The sequence below is a fragment of the Nocardia araoensis NBRC 100135 genome (assembly GCF_000308435.1).
In the GTDB taxonomy this organism is placed as follows: domain Bacteria; phylum Actinomycetota; class Actinomycetes; order Mycobacteriales; family Mycobacteriaceae; genus Nocardia; species Nocardia araoensis.
Window position 1 is genome coordinate 1 of record NZ_BAFR01000022.1, and the last position, 17,185, is coordinate 17,185.

A 17,185-nucleotide genomic window follows, 5' to 3' on the forward strand; every position below is an offset into this window, starting at 1 on the left:
GGTTGATCCGGTCGGTTGCGCCGAGAATGCGGGCCGCGCACTCCGGGGCGCCCTTGGCCAGAGCAACCAGGGCATAGCCGATACCGACCTCGGCCAGCAGCGCCGCCGAGGTCTGGGCGGCCAGATCGCGGGGCATGTCCAGCTCTCGCAGCGCGTCGTCCGGCCGCCCCGCCGTGACCAGGGTCGCCGCGTGTGCGGTGCTCACGAAGACCAGGTTCACGAAGCGGACGGTGTCGTGGCGTCCGGCGGGTGGCGGACCGGCGGGGAGGGGCTGCTCGGACATCCGCCGGTACAGTTCCAACGCGCGGTCGTTGTCGCCGCGCAGGTGGGCCAGGTGCGCCTGCGTCGCCGCCAGGAAGCGCCCGGGCGCGGGAATGATGTGCGGGGTGATCAGGGCCTCGGCGCGGTCGATATAGGTTGCCGCGCCGTTGGCATCGCCGCCGACCAGGTGCATCTCCGCCGCGAAGAGCAGCACGCCCATGCGCTCACCGGCGCCCAGGTCGGCGCTGAGCAGTTCCAGCGCGCTCGCGATCAGCGGGCGGGCGCTGTCCAGGCCGAGCATTCGAGTCCGGTAGCTGGCCAGGGAGATCAGGGCGCGGCTGTGTGACCGGGGATCACCGTGCGCGCTCAGGCAGGTCAGCGCCGCCTCCAGGGTGGGCAGGGCGCGGGCCGGATGGTCGCCGCCCAGTTCGTCGAAGCCTTGCGCTATCAGCGCATTCCCGCGTAGCCATGGATCGTCGGAGGTGGTGCACGCGGTCAACAGGCTGTCGTCGTCGCCGAGCAGGTCACGCAGCGCCAGTATGAGCACGAACATCGGGTGCGGCGGCCGGTCCTCGGCGAGAGCCGCGCGAGTCAACCGCTCGAACTGCCCCGTGTCATCCCGGATTTGGCCCCACCAGATGTTGGTGAAGTACGCCGGCAGCTCCTCGGCGTACCGGCAGGCCAGATAGGCCCCGGTGCACCCCGGCGGCGGTGTGTCGCCGACCAGGGCAAGAACCTCCCGGCGGCGTTCGGAGATCTCGCCGTGCAAACCGCGCAGCAGCCAATACCAGACGAGATTCGCGTACAGGCGAACCGCACGCTCACCGTCGCCCACGTCCAGCGCCCACCGCAACGCGGTTTCGCAATTGCCGTGTTCGGCGATCAGCCGCGCGAGCCAGTCTGGTTGTTCAGCAGTACGTAATCCGTGGGCGGCAGCGTCGGCGAATTCCAGGAAGCAGTCGGCATGGATGCGGGCGACTTCGTCGGCATCACCGGCGGCGGTCGATTCCGCTTTCGCGTAGGCTCGGATGGTCTCGGCCATTCGATAGCGCTGTCCATCGAAGTCCACCAACGACTTCGTCACCAGTGAGGTGACCGTGTCGATGGCGTCCGGACCACACACCCGGGTGACGGCGTCCAAGGTCGCGCCGCCCGCGAAAATCGAAAAACGCCGGGCCGCCGCGGCTTCCGCATCGGTCAGCAGTCCCCAGCTCCAGGCGACGGCCGCGTGCAAGGTGCGATGGCGGGCAACCGCGTGGCGAGTGCTGTTGGTGAGCAGCCGGAAGCGGTCGGCGAGCCGCGCGCTGAGGTCCGGCAGCGGCAGGCTCCGCAGGCGAGCGGCGGCGAGTTCGATAGCCAGCGGCATGCCGTCCAGGCTGCGCACGATGGCGTGGACATCAGCGGCATTGCGCTCGGACAGCGCGAAATCCGGGAGTGCCGAGGTGGCGCGGTCGATGAACAGCCGGACCGCGGGCGATGCGGTGGCGGTGACGATACCCGCGTCGGCGTCGGGCAGTTCCAAGGTCCGGACCGGATACAGTCGCTCGCCGTCCACGCCGATCGGCTCCCGGCTCGTGGTGAGCACGCGCAGCAGGGGCAGCCGCTGCAACAGATCGTCGATCAGGCGCGCGGTCGCCTCCACGACATGCTCGCAGTTGTCGAGTACCAACAGCATTCGGCGGCCGGACAGCGTCCGCTCCAGGACATCGGCCCATTCCGTGGACAGTTCGTCGGGGCGCTCGAACCGAGCGAGCGCGTTCGCTATCGCCACTCCGACCGCGTTCACAGCCGGCCGGTCGGGCCGTTCCCGCTCGAGCGCGGCGAGTTCGACGAAAGTGAAACCGTCCGCCCAGTCGTTCGCGTGCGCCCCGACCGTCTCGGCGGCCAGCCGGGTCTTCCCGACGCCCGCGATACCCGACAATGTCACCAGCCGGGACTCGCGCAGCGCCCGTCGCACTCCCTCCACGTCGCGTCCGCGTCCGACGAAGCTGGTGAACCGCCTGGGCAGCAGCGGCGCGGAGACCTTTGACGTCCCGCTGGTCGTTCGGCCCGATTCGTGCGTCGTCTCGACGGCTGGTTCGTCGACTGTGGGATTACGGGGTGCGCTCGTGTGAATCTCGGCCAGTGCCGAGCGCAGCACCTCGGCGGGTGCCGTGCCGAGCTCATCCAGTAACAGGGTCTCGGTTCGTTGAAACTGTTGTATCGCCTCGGAGGTGCGTCCCGCCGCCGCCAGCGCCCGCACCAGTCGTGCGGCCAGCGTTTCCCGGAACGGGTGTGCGGCTACCTCTGTGCGGAGCTCGCCCACTACCTCGCCGCCTCGGCCCAGGGCTCGAAAGGCGTCCGCTCGCAGTTCCACCGCCTCGAGCCGCTGTTCGGTCAATCGCACAGCCGCGACGCGCAATACCTCCGATTCTCCCGCATCGATGAACGGCTCCCCGCGCCACAACGCGAGCGCGGCATCGAAGCACGCGATGGCTTGTTCGGCCGCACCGGCCGCCAGCGATTCCCGCCCCGCCTCGACCTCACGCGTGAACCGATGCACGTCGACGTCCTCGGGCGCGAGTTCGAGCACATACCCGCCCCCGTCATTCCGCACCGCCCCCGGCGCCGCCGCGCGCAACCGACTCGCCAAGGTCTGCAACGCATTCCCGGTCCCCGCAGGCGGGTCCTCTCCCCACACTCCGTCCACCAGCCGCGCCGTCGGCACCACTCGCCCGGCTTCGAGCGCCAGCAACCCCAGCAATGCCCGCACCCGAGGCCCCCCGACCGACGCCTTCGTCCCGTCCGCGGCCTCCACCATCACCGGGCCCAAGAGCCTTACCAGCATGAATCGTCCATCTCGGGATTGATCCTGAGTGGCGTCCTGCCCCCTCGTCAACTCGGGCGAACCGGAGACCTCGCCGCATCGGCTATCGAACCGCCTCAGGCCGAAGCGCGGGGTTGACATAGCTAGTTGTTTCAGTCGAGACTGAAACAACTAGCTCAATCTCGTATGGAAGGTGTGGCGGCGATGATTCCGCGTCGTGAGCAGGTGATGTTCAACAGTCTCGGCACCTTGTGCGCCGGTGACCTGTACGTGCCGGAGGCGGACGCCCCGGTTCCCGGTCTGGTGCTGGGGCACAGCGGGGTGATGGTCAAGGAGGCGCTGGCCGTGTTCGCGCCGCACTTCGTGCGCGCCGGGTTCGCCGTGCTGGCGATCGACTACCGCACGGTCGGGGCCAGCGAGGGCGAACCTCGGGGCCAGGACTATCCGCAGCGGCAGGTGGAGGACTTCCGCAGCGCGATCTCCTACCTACAGAGCCGACCGGAGGTGGACACGGCACGGATCGGGTTGTGGGGTGTCAGCGTCGGTGGCTCGGTCGCGGTGCAGGCCGCGGTGCTCGACCGGCGCGTGAAGTGTGTCGTGGTGCAGAGCCCCAGCGTGTGGAACGGGTGGCGGTACCTGGAGCGGTTGGTCGGCCGCGCCGGTGTGCAGGCGCTGCGGGACCGGCTGGACGAGGACTGGCAGCGTCGCTACGAGGGCGGGGCCAGTGCCCGGGTCCCGCACCTGAGCCTGGACGGGGAGACCGTGCGGGATACGCCGGACCTGGCTGCGGAGATGTTCCCCAGCTACCGCAACGAGAAGACGCTCGACTCCACCGAGCACCTGCTCACCTTCGCGCCCGAGGATCTCATCCACCGCCTGGCGCCCACCCCGCTGTTGATGATCGCCAACGGCGGATGGGACCCGTATCACATGCTCGAGGAGGCACAGAGCGCGTTCGCCAGGGCCGGCGAGCCGAAGCGGCTGGAGGTGCTGCCCTATGACGTCCTCGGCCTCTACATCGGTCCGGGCCTGGACGAGGCGATGGCGCTGGCCGTGGACTGGTTCGACCGCTACCTGCGCAAGTCCCGGCTCGCCACCGTCACCCCGACGCCCACCCGCGAGTCGGTTGCCGCCATGACACAGTGACGGCTCCGGCAAGTGAGCGAGGAGGACGCTATGTCCAGTCAGGACAATCAGGACGAGGTGCTGCGGTGGGTCGAGCGGGTGGCCACGTTCTGCGTGGAGGAATGGGCGCTCGCGCCGATCACCGGGCGCATCCTCGGCCTCCTGATGATCTGTGACCCGCCCGAGCGCTCCGCCGGCCAGATCGCCGAGACGATCCAGGCCAGCCGCGCTTCGCTGACCTCGAACATGCGTTTCCTCGCCGCCATCGGGCTGGTCCGCAAGGTTCGCGTGCCAGGTGACCGCACCACCTACTACCGCATCGAGGACGACGCCTGGCACAAGGTGATCCAGCGCAAACTCGACAGCCTCGGCGCCTTCGGCGACATCGCCGATGAGGGCATGAGACTCGCCGGCGGCACAGGGGCGCACACCGAACGCATCCGCGCCGCCCAGCAGTCCCTGACCTGGCTGCGCGACATCGCCGCCCGCAATCCCCCGACAACGTGAGGACTCCTCGTGCAACGCTTGCGACTGAACCTGGACCCGCTCCGGGAAACCATGCTGCTCACCCTCTACGCGAGGGCTCTGGACACCGAGCTTCCCCATCCGATCCTCGGCGACACCTACTCCGCCGGCATCGCCGACCTGATCGACTACGACTTCGCCAAGCTCGCGGTCAAGCCCAGCCTCGTCTGCGGCACCGCCCTTCGCGCCAAGAAACTCGACGATGCGGTCCGGACGTTCGTCGCCGACCACCCTGACGCCGTCGTGCTCGACCTCGGCTGCGGACTCGACACGCGCGTCCTCCGCTGCGACCCGCCCGCCGGCGTCGACTGGTACGACGTCGACTTCCCCGACATCGTCGACCTGCGGCCCCAGTTCCTTCCGGACCGGTCCCTGCGCATCGGCGCCGATCTGACCACACCGGGCTGGCTCGACCCGCTGCCTCGCGACCGGCCTGCCATGATCGTCGCCGAGGGCTTGCTGCCGTTCCTGCCCGGCGACACCTTCCAGCGGATGACCCGAGAGTTGACCGCGCACTTCAACACCGGCGAACTCGCCATCAACGGCTACACCTGCTTCGCCGCCTGGTCGATGAAGTACCACCCGACGATCAAGGCCATCGGCATCACCGCCGCCCAGGGCTTCGACGACCCGCACGACCCCGAGACCTGGAACGCGGGCCTGACCATGGTCGAGGAGCGGCTACTCACCCGTGCCCCGGAAGTCGCCGACTTTCCCCAGCCACTGCGCGCCGCCACACGGCTCATGAGCCACAGCACCGCACTGTCCCGGCAAGGCACCCGCATACTCCGCTACCGGTTCTAATTACCATCATCGGCACATCACAGCGAGCCCTTCGGGCCGTGGCCGCGGCCGGATCGCCATCGGAGCCGCCGAGCAGGCCATTCCACCATCGTCTGCCGTGTCCCGGGCGCCCCAGCCGTTCTGGCCGGGGGCGGACCGGGGCTGGTTCCGGACGCGCTCAGACCGTCGCGACCGAAGCCTCCGCGCCGGTCGCGACGACCCGGCGACGCCGGCCCGGCGCCAGTAGGGTCGGGTGCTTCACGCACCAGGCCGCGATGGAGCAGATCAGCTCCTTCACGCGGGCGGCCTTGCGACCCACGTCGACCTTGGAGGTGGGCTGATCCTCCTTGGTCACCTTCTGCACGATGGCATCGCGGCGACCGAGGCTGATGCACTGGCTGTTGTAGCCGATGGGGGCATCGGGAACCGCACGTCCGGTCAGCCGAGCGGCAATGGCATCGGCGCCCAGCCAGGCCATCGGGGAGGCGGTGGCGCAGCCCATGCGCAACGTTCTGCCGCCCACTCCCGCGGCATGCGCGGCATCGCCGATGGCGTATACATCCGGATGCGAGACCGAGCGCTGGGTGGCGTCGACGACGATCCGCCCGGACTCCGAAACGGTGAGCGTGCTGGCGGCCGCGATCGGGTGCACGGCGAATCCCGTGCGTAGGTGACCCACTGGCGATTGGCGAACGCCGGCTGGTCGGGGTCGACGTGGGTGTGCACGTCGGAGCTGCCGTCGGCGGTCACCTCCAGCACCACGACGCCGACGGTGCGATCCTGCGCACCACGATCAGCGCGGGCCTGCCATTGACGCGTATGTGGTGCTTGGTAATTCGCTGCCCCCCACTCGGTCGGCGTAACAAACCGAGAATTCGACTCGGAACTCACCCTTGAATCCCGGGCCGAGAACGTGGTCACCGTGCCGAGCGTCCGCACGACGTCGCACCCCATCTAGGAGAATTGTTCCGAGTGTCCGGCTATATACCGTCCAACCGTGGATGGCGGCTGTCCGGTTATCTTCTCGACGTGGTCGGTGGCTCGGTCGTAGCGTCCGGCGCGGTGCAGCAGCGCCACGGTGGCCAGGTGCTGCTCGACGTGCGCGGGCAGACCTCGGGGCGCGAGGACCTCTCGTACCAGGTTTCCTGGGGAATGTCGGTGCCGCGAATCGGCCGGTGCAGTCCCAGGGTGTATTCGGCGGCCAGGCCTTCGATGTCCAGACGCGCCGGGCCGGTCAATTCGTAGTCGACACTGTCCCAGTTGGAACGAACCACAAGTGAATTCGCCTGTCGGCCAGCGGTTGTCGAGTCTCCTATCGCACGGTCGACGCCTGCACTGACGACGAATCAGCCGCCGAAGTCGGCTCGGTGGTCGGTGGCCCACTCGGTCAGGGTGCGCCCGGGCCTGCCGGTCACGGAGGTGACAGGACGTACCACGTCGGGCACGGTGACGGTGTCGCTCCAGTAGTCGAGCAGCATCTTCATGATCGGCTGGGGGATGAACTGCGCTGTCTCGCTGATGAACTCGTCGGGGGTGATCTCGACCAGCGGGATCTCACGGCCGATCGCGGCACCGATCGCGGCGACCTGTTCGGTGCGCGTGAGCGCCTGCGGGCCGGTGATCGCGATCGTTTCCCCGATGTGGTCGTCGGACAGCAACGTCTCGGCACCGGCCTCAGCGATGTCGTATTCGTGGACCGGGGCTTGCGCGGATTCCAGATACGGCGCCCGGATCGATGCGCCCGAGCGGATCTGCCATGCCCAGGAGAGCAGGTTATTGGCGAAGGTTCCGGGGCGCAGGATCGTCCAGACGTCCGTGCGGTCGGTGACGGCGGCTTCGACGGCGCTGTGGTGCAGCTGGCTGGCCGAGCCGCGGTCACGCGGGAACTCCATCGCCGCTGCCAGCGAGGAAAGCACCGTGAAGCGGTGCACGCCTGCCGCCACGGCGGCGTCGACGAAGACGTCGACGCCGTCCACCGGAAAGACGAAGGCCCGATCGACGCCGTCGAACACCTGCGGACGGAGGGTCGAGGCATCGGCGAGGTCGCCCGCGACGACCTCGACCCCCTCGGGCAGGTTCGCGTCCTCGGGCTTACGAGTCAGGGCGCGGACCGACGCGCCGCGGGCGACGAGGGTGGTGACGAGGTGGCGGCCGACGGCGCCTGTCGCACCGGTGACGAGGATGGTCATCGTTGTGTTCCTTTGCTGTGGGCTGTGGTGGATACGCTCATGCTGCTCGTTGATCAGGTCATAATCTGTCCACAATTCCGGGAAGGTTGTGTGATGGAGAACACGTCCGTCGAACGCGCGTTGCGGCTACTCGAGCTCCTGCAGACCCGCCGCTCATGGCCGGGTGGAGAGCTCGCCGAACGGCTCGGCGTCCCGGGTCGGACGTTGCGGCGCGACATCGAGCGGCTACGCGGGTTGGGCTACCGGATCGTCGCGCAACGCGGTCCGGTCGGGGGTTACCAACTCGCCACCGGCAGCGACCTCCCGCCGCTGGTGTTCACCGCCGATGAGGCGGTCGCGGTCACTGCTGCCCTCGCCTCGTCAGCGGCGAACGGGTCAGCCGGCGGAGGCGAGTTGGCCCTCACCGCGCTGGCCAAAATCGAACAGGTCCTCCCCGCGTCGGTAACCACCCGCATGCGGGCGCTGCGCTCATCGGTGTCCCTCGGGGGTGCCGTTGGATATGCCCCCGGGGCATATCCGGCGCCGCTGGACGCCGCAATCCTCGGTGTTGTCGCCTTGGCCTGCCGAGACTCCGAACAGGTTCGAATCCGCTACATGAATACCGCCGGAACCGGTGCAGGAAGCGACTCGGTCCGCCGAATCGAGCCGACGGCCCTGGTGCCGCGCGGCTCTCGGTGGTACCTGATCGGCCGCGACCTCGACCGCGGCTGGCGCGCACTGCGGGTCGACCGGATCACTCGCGCCGAACCGACCGGACTGCGGTTCCCCGCACGCCCAATTCCAGGCGGCGATCCGGCGGCGTTCCTCGCCGCGGAACTCGGAGCGCCGCCACGCCAGTACGCCGTCACGATCCTCATCCATGCCCCGATCGACCAGGTCCAGGCATACATGGGCGGCTTCGCCACCGGCTTCTCATCCGTCACCGTTTCCTCCGGCGAGCCCGGGACGCACTGGCGCATAGTCGACACACGCCTCGAAGTGGTGGCCGGTGGTCTGCTCTGGTTGCGCTGGCCATTCGAAGTGATCGACTCGCCAGAGCTGGCCGCGTTGCTGCGAGACCGAGCCGCCGCCTTCACGGCGGCAGCGGGGTCCTGAGTTCCAGGCTCTACCCGCGGTTGGCGACAGGAATCCACTTCGCGCCGGGCGCGGACGCTGCGTGACCGGCACCGCCCTCGCCGTGGACGGCGGGTACACCGTCTGACGGCGATCCATTCCCGTCCACCCGCGGCCAGCGGACCGCGACCGGACGGGGCGGATGTTCAGTGGTCAACGCTCACCAACCGCTGATCGATTACCGCAGTCGACGTGGCTGCGCGGCGGAGGGTGAGGGTGATGAGCATGCCCAGTAGCATTCCTGCGGCTGTCAGCAGGACGACGAAGCGTTCGCCGTTGGCGGTGGCCGATCGCAGCACTGCCCCGGTGCGGTTGCCGGTGCCGAGATCGGCCAGGGCGGTGAAACCTGCCAGCCCGATGGCGTTCCGGCGTTGGGTATCCCACCCAAGCGATGCTGTGGTCATCGGTTCCGCTATCTGAATTGGCCAATGTCGAAACAGAATTGGCCGAACACACGGAGATTGCCTTCGCCGCAGCGACCACGGGTGCGACCAACCTCGCCGCGATTGCGGTGCGCCCGCACGGATCGGTTCACCGTTCCCGTATGCGCCGTGCCCAGAGCGGGCCGTGTCGAACACGGGAACGGGAATGACCTGCGGTTTCGGGAGAACGACCAGTGATCGGAGCCGAGTATCAGCTGTGGTGGGCTGTTCGCTTCGCTGCTTTGTGGGTCAGGAATCGAACGGCCGATCTCGAGCATGCTTGATTCGCAATGTCCGTCGCTACGACGAGAAGCGCGTCGGCGACCAAGCGATCACGCCAAATCCTGTCGTGCCGTCGTATCGGGCCGACACCTCGCTGCCGAGTATTCGGTGGAACCCGACGGTGGTCGGCTGGCCTTGATCCTGGAGATTTCCAGCGGCCGTGGCAAAGGCCATCTCGTCGTTGCTTGACGAGATCGGCGACGTCCGGCCGGTCTATCTCGGGTGGGACTTGGCTGCCGGGCGGCGCTCGGTCCTAGCGCCGGAACATCCCGAGCGCGACGCAGGCGGGCTCACTATGACCACAACCACCACCCGAACTCCGGCGGCTCGGACCCCGTCCACAGTTTCTCGATCCCGTCGACGCTCACCTCGGCATCGCGCTGTAGCGCCGCCTGGTTCGGTTCTCCATCAACGCGACCGTGATCGAGGCGATCGTGTTCGCGGTCGTCTTGTTTCCGGCGTTGAGCAGGATCACCGGAGTACCGATCGAGCGATCATGTCATCAGAGATGCGGTCTGCGCCGTCGTAGCGGGATGCCGAGACTGATTCGCGGACAACGGATTACCGTCTATGCCCCGAATCCCCAGAACGTGGGACATCCCGACGGGCGGATCAGTAAGATCATCTACAGACGGCTTTCGACCGCCGACCTGCCAGGGTGCAGCGGAGCCGCGCCACCGTGACAGTCGCTTGCCATGAGAACCAAGGTCGGTTGTGATGTTGATGAATCCTCTTCTGGCCGGTACCGATCCGTTGTTACAGCTGACCACGGGAGTATTCACTCCGGTTCCGGCTGGTGACCGATGATGGCAGTCGACACCAGAACGCGGAGCACGGGCACAGGTTGCCCGCACGGCAAGGTCATTCCGTTCGCTGGGCAGGCGGCGGTGTACCGGCAGTCGGCGATCGTGCGCGCGATAGACGAATTCCACTGCGTCACAATGGCACCGGGCTTCGGTGGGAGATCGGTTGCGATCGCTGATGCGAGCTGGCGCTATCCGCGCTGCCGACGTGTGGCGGACACCATGCGATCGCCGCGTTAACCGCCGGACCGTACCGTCTCGCGGTGCTCTCCGGACGCGAACGAGTCTACAGATCCTGCCGCTGACTGGCCTCCCGGAGAGCGACACCATGCAGACAAGTGTCGACGGCACCTCGCCCTACACGACGACCGCCAGCTTTTTCACTGGCCCCCGCGATCTCGATCTCGGGTTCCGGTTGCCGAGGATCATCGCGTTCTGCTCCGCGGCATTGTTTCGCCTTCCGCACCCGAACGACGTCCAGCGCCCCTTGAGCACCGGCGAACACGCCGGGTGGCTGTGAGTGTGCCGAGCGCATTCGTATCGACCCCATGATTCGACACGGAGTTCACAATGCAGAGTAGATCACCTCTCGACCCCGCTAATATTCCCCGGCATGTCGCCTGTATTCCGGATGGAAATGGAAGGTGGGCACTGCTGCGCAACGGCTCTCGCATCGGCGGGCACAGCGAGGGTGCACGAGTGTTCCGCGATCTCGTACTGAGCGCATCCGATCTGGGAATCGAATGGTTCACGGTATACGCGTTTTCCGCGGAGAATTGGCAGCGTCCCGAGATCGAGGTCAGATTCATTGCGAGTACGATCGAACGAGCCATCTATCGCTGGCTCGACGATTGTGGTCCGCGTAACATTCGGATCCGATGGATCGGGCGTGCGGAAATGCGTATACCGCGTGCCCTACGCAGAGCGATCGACTATGCGACATCGACGACGAAGAATAACACTGGAATGACATTGACCGTCGCGTATAATTACAGTGGCCGCAATGAAATTGTCGATGCGATCGGCAAAATAATCGAGGATGGGGTGTCCGCTGCGGATCTGAATAGCGAGCTGGTGAGTCGGTACCTGTATGCGCCGGATATGCCCGATCCGGACCTCGTGATCCGGACATCAGGAGAGAGCAGGATCTCCAACTTCCTACTCTGGCAGCTCGCGTACAGCGAACTGGTGTTCTCACCTGCTCTCTGGCCGGATTTCACCGTTGATCATCTGTTGGATGCCATCCATGAGTATCAGCGACGAGATCGAAAATTCGGAGCCGTCGACGACGGCGATAAAAGATTGGATACGCAGCTGCGATAGCGCCCCGGGTAGACACTCGCCACCTCAAATGATCAGTTCGGAGATATTTATGAGCATTGATTGGAAAGTGAAAGTCCCGAGCTTGCCGTTCGAGGATCCCTATATCGAGGGTGCTCGCATCAGCCCCTTCTGGGAGCAGGTCGGTGAGAAAGCGCGGTCATTGCGAACAGAATGGGTGGGGCCGCTCACGGCTACCCAAGAAGAGCGGTTGCGCGGAGTGGACGGCGTAAGAGTTCTATGTCAGCTGTTTCCGGACGCCGATCTCGATGACCTGGTATTGATTACGATACTTTGCGAATGGAGCTTCCTGATCGACGATCGAATCGGGTTCGATGAATACGACTCGCTGGAGGATCTCCAAAGCGATATTTCTCGCTTCGATCGAATACTCGAAACTGGGCAGGCCGAAACAACTGAACCCGGACTCGAAACCGCTCTCGCCAATTGTCTGCAGCGGATCTACCCCAGGCAATCGTCCAGCTGGCGGAGACGAATGCGGCAAAACTTTCTCGACTGTATTCTGGCCATGGGGATCGAACTCGACAACCGGCGAGAGGGGCATGTCCCGGGTCGTCAGGAGTATATTTCGATGCGGCGAAATACGGTCGCGTTATACCTCCTGTTCGATATAAGTGAATTCATGTTCCGGATCGAATTATCGGACGAGTTGTACGAGAGCAGTGAAATGTGCGATCTTCGCGAAAGTTGGGCCGATATCGCAGCCTGGGTGAACGACATGGCGTCGTATTACAAGGAAGATGCAGCCGGTGAAGTGAACTTGATACACGTCGTTCGGGCGGAGAAAGACCTTTCGCTGGAAGAGGCATTCGATGAAGTGGCTGATATGATCGAATCTCGTGTCACTGATTTGATTGAAGCTGAACGTTCATTGAAAGGCAGCGCTGTATACAGAAACAGCACCGCCAGCGAGCGCGAGGCAGTCGACCTCAGCGTACAAACAGCGCGGAACGGATTGGGAATGTACGTGCGACATCACCGAGAATCGCCGAGATATGCCGGCCAGGACAGCAAGGTCTGATTATTCTATGGGTCCGCAACGGTGACCCTCACTGCTTCGCCGGTTGTCCGGTCTCCGTCGGTCCGGTAATACGCGGTCCGAGGATGTGAGGTCCGCGGAGGCGGATCCACATCCTGGGCCGAAGAGACGAGCGGGTGCGCAGATGGAAAGCGACCAGTCCGGCCAGCGCGCTTGCGGCGAACCAGGCCAGTTGCACGGCGAAGCCCGCGAATGGCGTGGCATCGGAGAAACCGGCCGCAGTCGAGGCCTGCATTGCCCCGTAGGAGGGCAGCCAGCGCACGAGTTCGCTGTCTGCCCCGACGCTGGCGATGGGGTTCTGCACCGCCATATCGACGCAGCTGATCATCGCGATGGCGAACATGCCCTCCACCTCGCGGCGCAGCAGCGCGCCGAGGGCGACACCCAGCGCCCCGTAGGTCATCGCCGCGCCGAAAAGCGCCGCGGCGAGCAGGACAGGTTGCCGAGGCGACCAGTAGCAGCAGATGACTGCGGTGGCGTAGGAGCACACCACAAGCGAGGCCACGACCAGGCAGGCGATCTTCGCCAGAGCCAGCGCGACTCGGGGATATCCGGCCATCGACAGTCGCCGGTCGAATGCACCGCTGGAGAAGGTCGCCGCGAACATCATGAACCCGATGATCAGGGTGACCCCCATGATGGCGGCGCTGATCTGGGCGAGCTGGTTGCCGTTGGCGCGCAGTACGAGTCCGGTGTCGCGGAGCCGGAACGGTACCTCGATGTCGGTGACGGCCACGCGCGCCAGGGTGATCAGTATGGGGACGAAGGCGGCCACCAGCACCATGGCGAACCGGTTGCGCGCGTGCTCGATGATGCCGTAGCGGGTGGCGATCAGGAACAGTCGAACACCGTTGCTCATCCGACTTGCTCCTGCGCGCTGTGCAGGACGCCGTCGTGCAACCGCCACACCTCATCCAGCTTGTCGGTGTCGTGGGCCAGATGCGAGACGACCAGGACCGAGCGGCCGGTGTCACGGAATGCCGTGACCAGGTCCCAGAAACGCAGATAGGTCTCCCAGTCGAAACCTTGGTACGGCTCGTCGAGCAGCAGCACCTGCGGGTCGTGCATCACCGCCAGCGTCAGGTTGAGCTTCTGCCGGGTGCCGCCGCTCAGCGTCGCGACCCGCTCACCGGTGTACTCGGAGAACCGGAGGATCTCCATGGTCTCCTCGGCCCGCCGCAGGTCCGGAACGGCATAGGCGGCGGCGAAGAAGTCCAGGTGCTGGCGAACGGTGAACGCGTCGTTGAGGACGACCTGCTGCGGGCAGTAACCGAACCGGCCACGGTGCCGGATCGTTCCCCGGTCCGGGCGCAGCTCTCCGGAGAGGACCTTCAGCAACGTCGACTTCCCCGTCCCGTTCTCACCGACGATGCCCACCAGCGTCCCGGCGGGCAGCGCGAAGTCGATGCCGCGCAGCACCGACCGTCTGCCGTAGGAGTGGTGGATGTTCTCCACTTCCATCATCGCCCCTTGCCTACCGCCGATGTCATGGCCCGGCTGCGGTAGGGATGCTAGCAATCGTTGACGAAAGTATCGGCCAGGAAAGCTGATTCGCGCCGCGCACGCCTCCGGCGGTGCAGCCACCGTCCAGGTGCGGGACATGCTCGAGGTGAGACAGGATCGCCATCGGTAGTAACAGCTGTGACCGTGGTGCCAAAATTCTCTGATAGCAACATATTTGCCGCGTCATGGTGTCAAATGGCGACGGCGTCAACGGTGTAGATGGTCTGTGCCGCCAGTCAGGAGCGTGCGTGTGTCTCGTGGGGTCGATTCCGCTGTTCTCCCGCATCTGGATGCGGATCTGGACCGTGTCCGTGACGTTCTCGGGCCCGTGCAGTTTCGAGGCCGCCCCGAGCTGACCGCGCTCACCGACGAGGGGCCTGCGACGTCTCGCCGGATGGTGCGTCCGACGTTGACGTTGCTGTCGTACTACCTGCTCACCGATCCCGCGGACCCGGCAGACGAGCGGGCGGTGCGCGCCGCTGCCGGGGTGGAGTTGTTGCATTTGGGGTCGCTGTATCACGACGACGTCATCGATCACGCGGACCAGCGCCGTGGTCGCCCCAGCGCCAACGCGGTGTGGGGTTCGCACATGGCCGTGCTGGCTGGGGACTGCGTGACGACCTCGGGCACGCGCATGCTGATCGAACTCGGCCATCGCGAAGTCTCCGCGGCGGCGATCGTGAGTGAGCAGATGTGCGCGGGCATGGTGCTGGAGGCCGCCGACCAGTATGTGGCCTCGCGCAGTGAGCAGTCCTACATGGAGTCGATCGGTGGTAAGACAGCGGCGTTGCTGTCGTTGGCGTGCCGGGTCGGTGCGATGCAGACCGGCTGTTCGGAGGAACACGTGGAGGCATTGGCCGAATTCGGTCGATACTTCGGGCTGGCCTACCAGTTGTGCGACGACATCCTCGATTTGACCGCGACCGCCGAAGAGATGGGCAAGCCGGTCAATACGGATCTGTTCGAGGGCATCTACACCTTGCCCGTGATCCGTGCGGCCGCTCGCGACCGACATCTCGCCAGTCGGCTCGGCCGGCGAGTGACGCGCGAGCAAGCCGCACGTGCCCGTGAGCTCGTGATCGCCTCGGGCGCCGTGGACCAGGCACGGGCGGTCGCCGACGAATTGATCGACCGGGCTCAGGATCAGCTTGCCGGTCTGCCCGTCGATCCTCGCGTTCGCCATGCGATGACCGGTTATGCCCAGTCGGTACTTGATCGGCGAATTTCCCACCCCGCCGTTTCAATGCCATCGACGCCGCCATCCCAGGCCGGCGGGTCGGTTTCACCGCAGGCCATGTCATGGCTGAGGAACTGGGTGGCCGACATCGGCCTCATCGTCACCCCGGCCGAGTTCGACCACAACCGCTGGTGGGCAGGAGTGGTCGGGGTGCCGGTACAACTCTCGGCCCCGGCGGATGCGGCTCGTGAACAGGCTGTCGTCGGCATGGGCGTGCTGATGGCTGTGTGGGACGACCTGTTCGAGGATCCACAGTTGAGGGACCCGGGAGCTGTTACCGCGCTGCGGCGTGGGCTAGTGGCTGTGCTGCGCCAGGATCCGCAGGCACCGTGGCGGTCTGGCGCGATCGCGACGGCGTGGGCGAGTGTGTGGCCGCGCCTGCGCGAGGGCCGCACACTCGAGTGGCAGCAGCGGTTCCTGGGAACCGTCGAGGCGTGGTTCGAAGCCTGCGAACGCGAGGCGCACGATCGCATCAACCGCTATATCCCCGCCACGGCGGACTGGCTGCCGCTGCGGATATCGACCGGTGGCTTCGAGATCGCTATCGCCGTGACGGAGGTGTACCAGGACTGGGAACTGCCGGCGATACTGCGCAACCACCCGGTGATCCGCCGTCTCGAGGGACTTCTCTGCCGGGTGGGCTTTATGGAGAACGATTTGGTGTCGCTGGATCGGGACGAGGCCGACCATATTCCTTACAACCTGGTCAGGACGATCCGGCATGAGACCGGGTGCACTCGCCGCGAGGCGATCGAGCAGGTGCAGCGCGAGGTGACCGAGCTACGCGCCAGGATCGACGGGGTGATCCGTCACCTCCCCGCGATTCTGCGCGTGCTTCCCGGTCTATCCGGCCGAAGGAAGGAGTGCATATCGCACTACGAGAACTTCAGGATCGCCGTGCTCGGGGCGCATCAGACCGATCGGTACACAAGGCCCGCGTCCTCCGCAGCGCCGGACTTGGAACGCTTGCGCCGCGAGGTCTACCACTACCCGGCAGCCGAACCGGCTCCGTGACGGACTTGGCACGCAAGTGAGCCGTAGACGGCTCACGGCTGATGCGAACTCGGCGGTCTGGAGTCCGGCATCAGCGGGCCGCGGGCCGTTTCCCGTGGCTGCTGTTACCTATTCGGCGATCGCAAAAGTCATCGGCACTCCATTCGGCTATACGAGGACGCGACCCTGTTCGCAGTGACGGACACCGATAGATCGGAGTCAAGGCCTTCGTCCCCGGTGGGATGCACACCGCACCGCAGGACCGCCCCAACACGTACTCGATACCGAACGCGGCCGCCTCGGCGACCCGACAGCGCGGACCTGACTCACAACGAAAATTACGCACGAGACCGCTTACGGCATGGTCACGCTGACCGTGAGTGAAGAGGACCCGGTCGACTCCGACAGCACCATTGCGATCATCGAGTTCGGTCGTGCAGCGTTGCGTGATCATTCGAGTCCACCGGTTCGTTCTCGGTTGAGCTACCCGCCGCGCAGGGCGACAAGTGAGGTCCTGAGCAGTCGGTGCGCAGTCCGATGTCGCGAGTTTGCCGGGCGCGAACCCCAACATATGTCCGCTTGGCGCGTCCCGTCGGTAAAGGTCCGCCATCGGAAAGAAATGACAAAGTAAAGGTGCCCTCGGCAGGATTCGAACCTGCGACACCCGCTTTAGGAGAGCGGTGCTCTATCCCCTGAGCTACGAAGGCTTGCTGGGTGGGCTCTGTGCCCGCCCGGGACGTTCGCAGTCTACCGGGTATCGGGC

At 65.9% G+C, this 17,185-nt stretch carries 14 protein-coding genes and 1 tRNA gene; 8 read left to right on the forward strand and 7 right to left on the reverse strand.

Annotated elements, in window-relative coordinates:
• On the reverse strand, positions 1 to 3,088 hold a 3,088-nt coding region (locus ON21_RS03555; protein ID WP_169332665.1), incomplete at its 3' end, for an AfsR/SARP family transcriptional regulator.
• Positions 3,089 to 3,271: 183 nt separating this feature from the next.
• On the opposite strand from ON21_RS03555, the gene ON21_RS03560 reads away from it, so the two are divergent.
• From ON21_RS03560 to ON21_RS03570, 3 genes are read left to right on the forward strand one after another with little or no spacing between them, the layout of a single operon-like run.
• Positions 3,272 to 4,213: an alpha/beta hydrolase gene (locus ON21_RS03560; protein ID WP_051020293.1), complete on the forward strand. Its 942-nt coding sequence runs from the start codon at positions 3,272 to 3,274 to the stop codon at positions 4,211 to 4,213.
• A gap of 30 nt (positions 4,214 to 4,243) precedes the next feature.
• Positions 4,244 to 4,699: a GbsR/MarR family transcriptional regulator gene (locus ON21_RS03565; protein ID WP_039795288.1), complete on the forward strand. Its 456-nt coding sequence runs from the start codon at positions 4,244 to 4,246 to the stop codon at positions 4,697 to 4,699.
• Positions 4,700 to 4,708: 9 nt separating this feature from the next.
• Positions 4,709 to 5,521 (forward strand): class I SAM-dependent methyltransferase, encoded by an 813-nt coding sequence (locus tag ON21_RS03570; RefSeq protein WP_039795249.1) that lies wholly within the window; start codon positions 4,709 to 4,711, stop codon positions 5,519 to 5,521.
• Positions 5,522 to 5,678: 157 nt separating this feature from the next.
• Here the strand turns inward: ON21_RS03570 and ON21_RS03575 are convergent, their stop codons facing one another.
• Positions 5,679 to 6,152, reverse strand: coding sequence for an NAD(P)/FAD-dependent oxidoreductase (locus ON21_RS03575; protein ID WP_174372120.1), 474 nt, complete (start codon positions 6,150 to 6,152; stop codon positions 5,679 to 5,681).
• A 320-nt stretch (positions 6,153 to 6,472) separates the two neighbouring features.
• Between ON21_RS03575 and ON21_RS39190 the strand changes: the two genes are divergently transcribed.
• Positions 6,473 to 6,745: a hypothetical protein gene (locus ON21_RS39190; protein WP_169332666.1), complete on the forward strand. Its 273-nt coding sequence runs from the start codon at positions 6,473 to 6,475 to the stop codon at positions 6,743 to 6,745.
• A 101-nt stretch (positions 6,746 to 6,846) separates the two neighbouring features.
• On the opposite strand, the gene ON21_RS03585 is transcribed toward ON21_RS39190, so the two are convergent.
• Positions 6,847 to 7,689 (reverse strand): NmrA family NAD(P)-binding protein, encoded by an 843-nt coding sequence (locus tag ON21_RS03585; protein WP_039795253.1) that lies wholly within the window; start codon positions 7,687 to 7,689, stop codon positions 6,847 to 6,849.
• Between the two features lie 93 nt (positions 7,690 to 7,782).
• On the opposite strand from ON21_RS03585, the gene ON21_RS03590 reads away from it, so the two are divergent.
• Positions 7,783 to 8,784 carry a helix-turn-helix transcriptional regulator gene (locus ON21_RS03590; protein ID WP_039795255.1) on the forward strand — a complete coding sequence of 334 codons (1,002 nt, stop codon included), beginning with the start codon at positions 7,783 to 7,785 and terminating at the stop codon, positions 8,782 to 8,784.
• A 164-nt stretch (positions 8,785 to 8,948) separates the two neighbouring features.
• Here the strand turns inward: ON21_RS03590 and ON21_RS03595 are convergent, their stop codons facing one another.
• A complete protein-coding gene (locus tag ON21_RS03595; protein ID WP_039795257.1) occupies positions 8,949 to 9,206 on the reverse strand; it encodes a hypothetical protein in 258 nt (85 codons plus the stop codon).
• A 1,673-nt stretch (positions 9,207 to 10,879) separates the two neighbouring features.
• Between ON21_RS03595 and uppS the strand changes: the two genes are divergently transcribed.
• Both uppS and ON21_RS03610 read left to right on the forward strand, forming a co-directional pair.
• The gene (uppS, locus tag ON21_RS36460) at positions 10,880 to 11,632 is read left to right on the forward strand and encodes a polyprenyl diphosphate synthase (RefSeq protein ID WP_039795260.1); all 753 of its coding nucleotides are present in this window, start codon (positions 10,880 to 10,882) and stop codon (positions 11,630 to 11,632) included.
• 49 nt (positions 11,633 to 11,681) lie between these two features.
• On the forward strand, positions 11,682 to 12,671 hold the full coding sequence (locus ON21_RS03610; RefSeq protein WP_157170696.1) for a terpene synthase family protein: 990 nt from the start codon (positions 11,682 to 11,684) through the stop codon (positions 12,669 to 12,671).
• 28 nt (positions 12,672 to 12,699) lie between these two features.
• Here ON21_RS03610 and ON21_RS03615 read toward each other — a convergent pair whose 3' ends face one another.
• Positions 12,700 to 13,548 carry an ABC transporter permease gene (locus ON21_RS03615; protein ID WP_051020290.1) on the reverse strand — a complete coding sequence of 283 codons (849 nt, stop codon included), beginning with the start codon at positions 13,546 to 13,548 and terminating at the stop codon, positions 12,700 to 12,702.
• Positions 13,545 to 14,153 carry an ABC transporter ATP-binding protein gene (locus tag ON21_RS03620; RefSeq protein WP_245562449.1) on the reverse strand — a complete coding sequence of 203 codons (609 nt, stop codon included), beginning with the start codon at positions 14,151 to 14,153 and terminating at the stop codon, positions 13,545 to 13,547. Before ON21_RS03620 ends, ON21_RS03615 begins: the two co-directional genes overlap by 4 nt.
• A 433-nt stretch (positions 14,154 to 14,586) precedes the next feature.
• Here ON21_RS03620 and ON21_RS03625 point away from each other — a divergent pair, with 433 nt between their 5' ends.
• Positions 14,587 to 16,443, forward strand: coding sequence for a polyprenyl synthetase family protein (locus ON21_RS03625; RefSeq protein WP_245562450.1), 1,857 nt, complete (start codon positions 14,587 to 14,589; stop codon positions 16,441 to 16,443).
• 613 nt (positions 16,444 to 17,056) lie between these two features.
• On the opposite strand, the gene ON21_RS03630 is transcribed toward ON21_RS03625, so the two are convergent.
• Positions 17,057 to 17,129 (reverse strand) — tRNA-Arg (locus tag ON21_RS03630).
• Positions 17,130 to 17,185 lie beyond the last annotated feature (56 nt).

Excerpts from the sequence above, each read along its gene's own strand:
- ON21_RS03585 (WP_039795253.1), bottom strand. The coding sequence starts at position 7,689 with ATGACCATCCTCGTCACCGGTGCGACAGGCGCCGTCGGCCGCCACCTC.
- ON21_RS03615 (WP_051020290.1), bottom strand. The coding sequence starts at position 13,548 with ATGAGCAACGGTGTTCGACTGTTCCTGATCGCCACCCGCTACGGCATC.
- ON21_RS03560 (WP_051020293.1), top strand. The coding sequence starts at position 3,272 with ATGATTCCGCGTCGTGAGCAGGTGATGTTCAACAGTCTCGGCACCTTG.
- ON21_RS03610 (WP_157170696.1), top strand. The coding sequence starts at position 11,682 with ATGAGCATTGATTGGAAAGTGAAAGTCCCGAGCTTGCCGTTCGAGGAT.
- ON21_RS03590 (WP_039795255.1), top strand. The coding sequence starts at position 7,783 with ATGGAGAACACGTCCGTCGAACGCGCGTTGCGGCTACTCGAGCTCCTG.
- ON21_RS03620 (WP_245562449.1), bottom strand. The coding sequence starts at position 14,153 with ATGATGGAAGTGGAGAACATCCACCACTCCTACGGCAGACGGTCGGTG.
- uppS (WP_039795260.1), top strand. The coding sequence starts at position 10,880 with ATGCAGAGTAGATCACCTCTCGACCCCGCTAATATTCCCCGGCATGTC.
- ON21_RS03625 (WP_245562450.1), top strand. The coding sequence starts at position 14,587 with ATGGTGCGTCCGACGTTGACGTTGCTGTCGTACTACCTGCTCACCGAT.
- ON21_RS03595 (WP_039795257.1), bottom strand. The coding sequence starts at position 9,206 with ATGACCACAGCATCGCTTGGGTGGGATACCCAACGCCGGAACGCCATC.
- ON21_RS03565 (WP_039795288.1), top strand. The coding sequence starts at position 4,244 with ATGTCCAGTCAGGACAATCAGGACGAGGTGCTGCGGTGGGTCGAGCGG.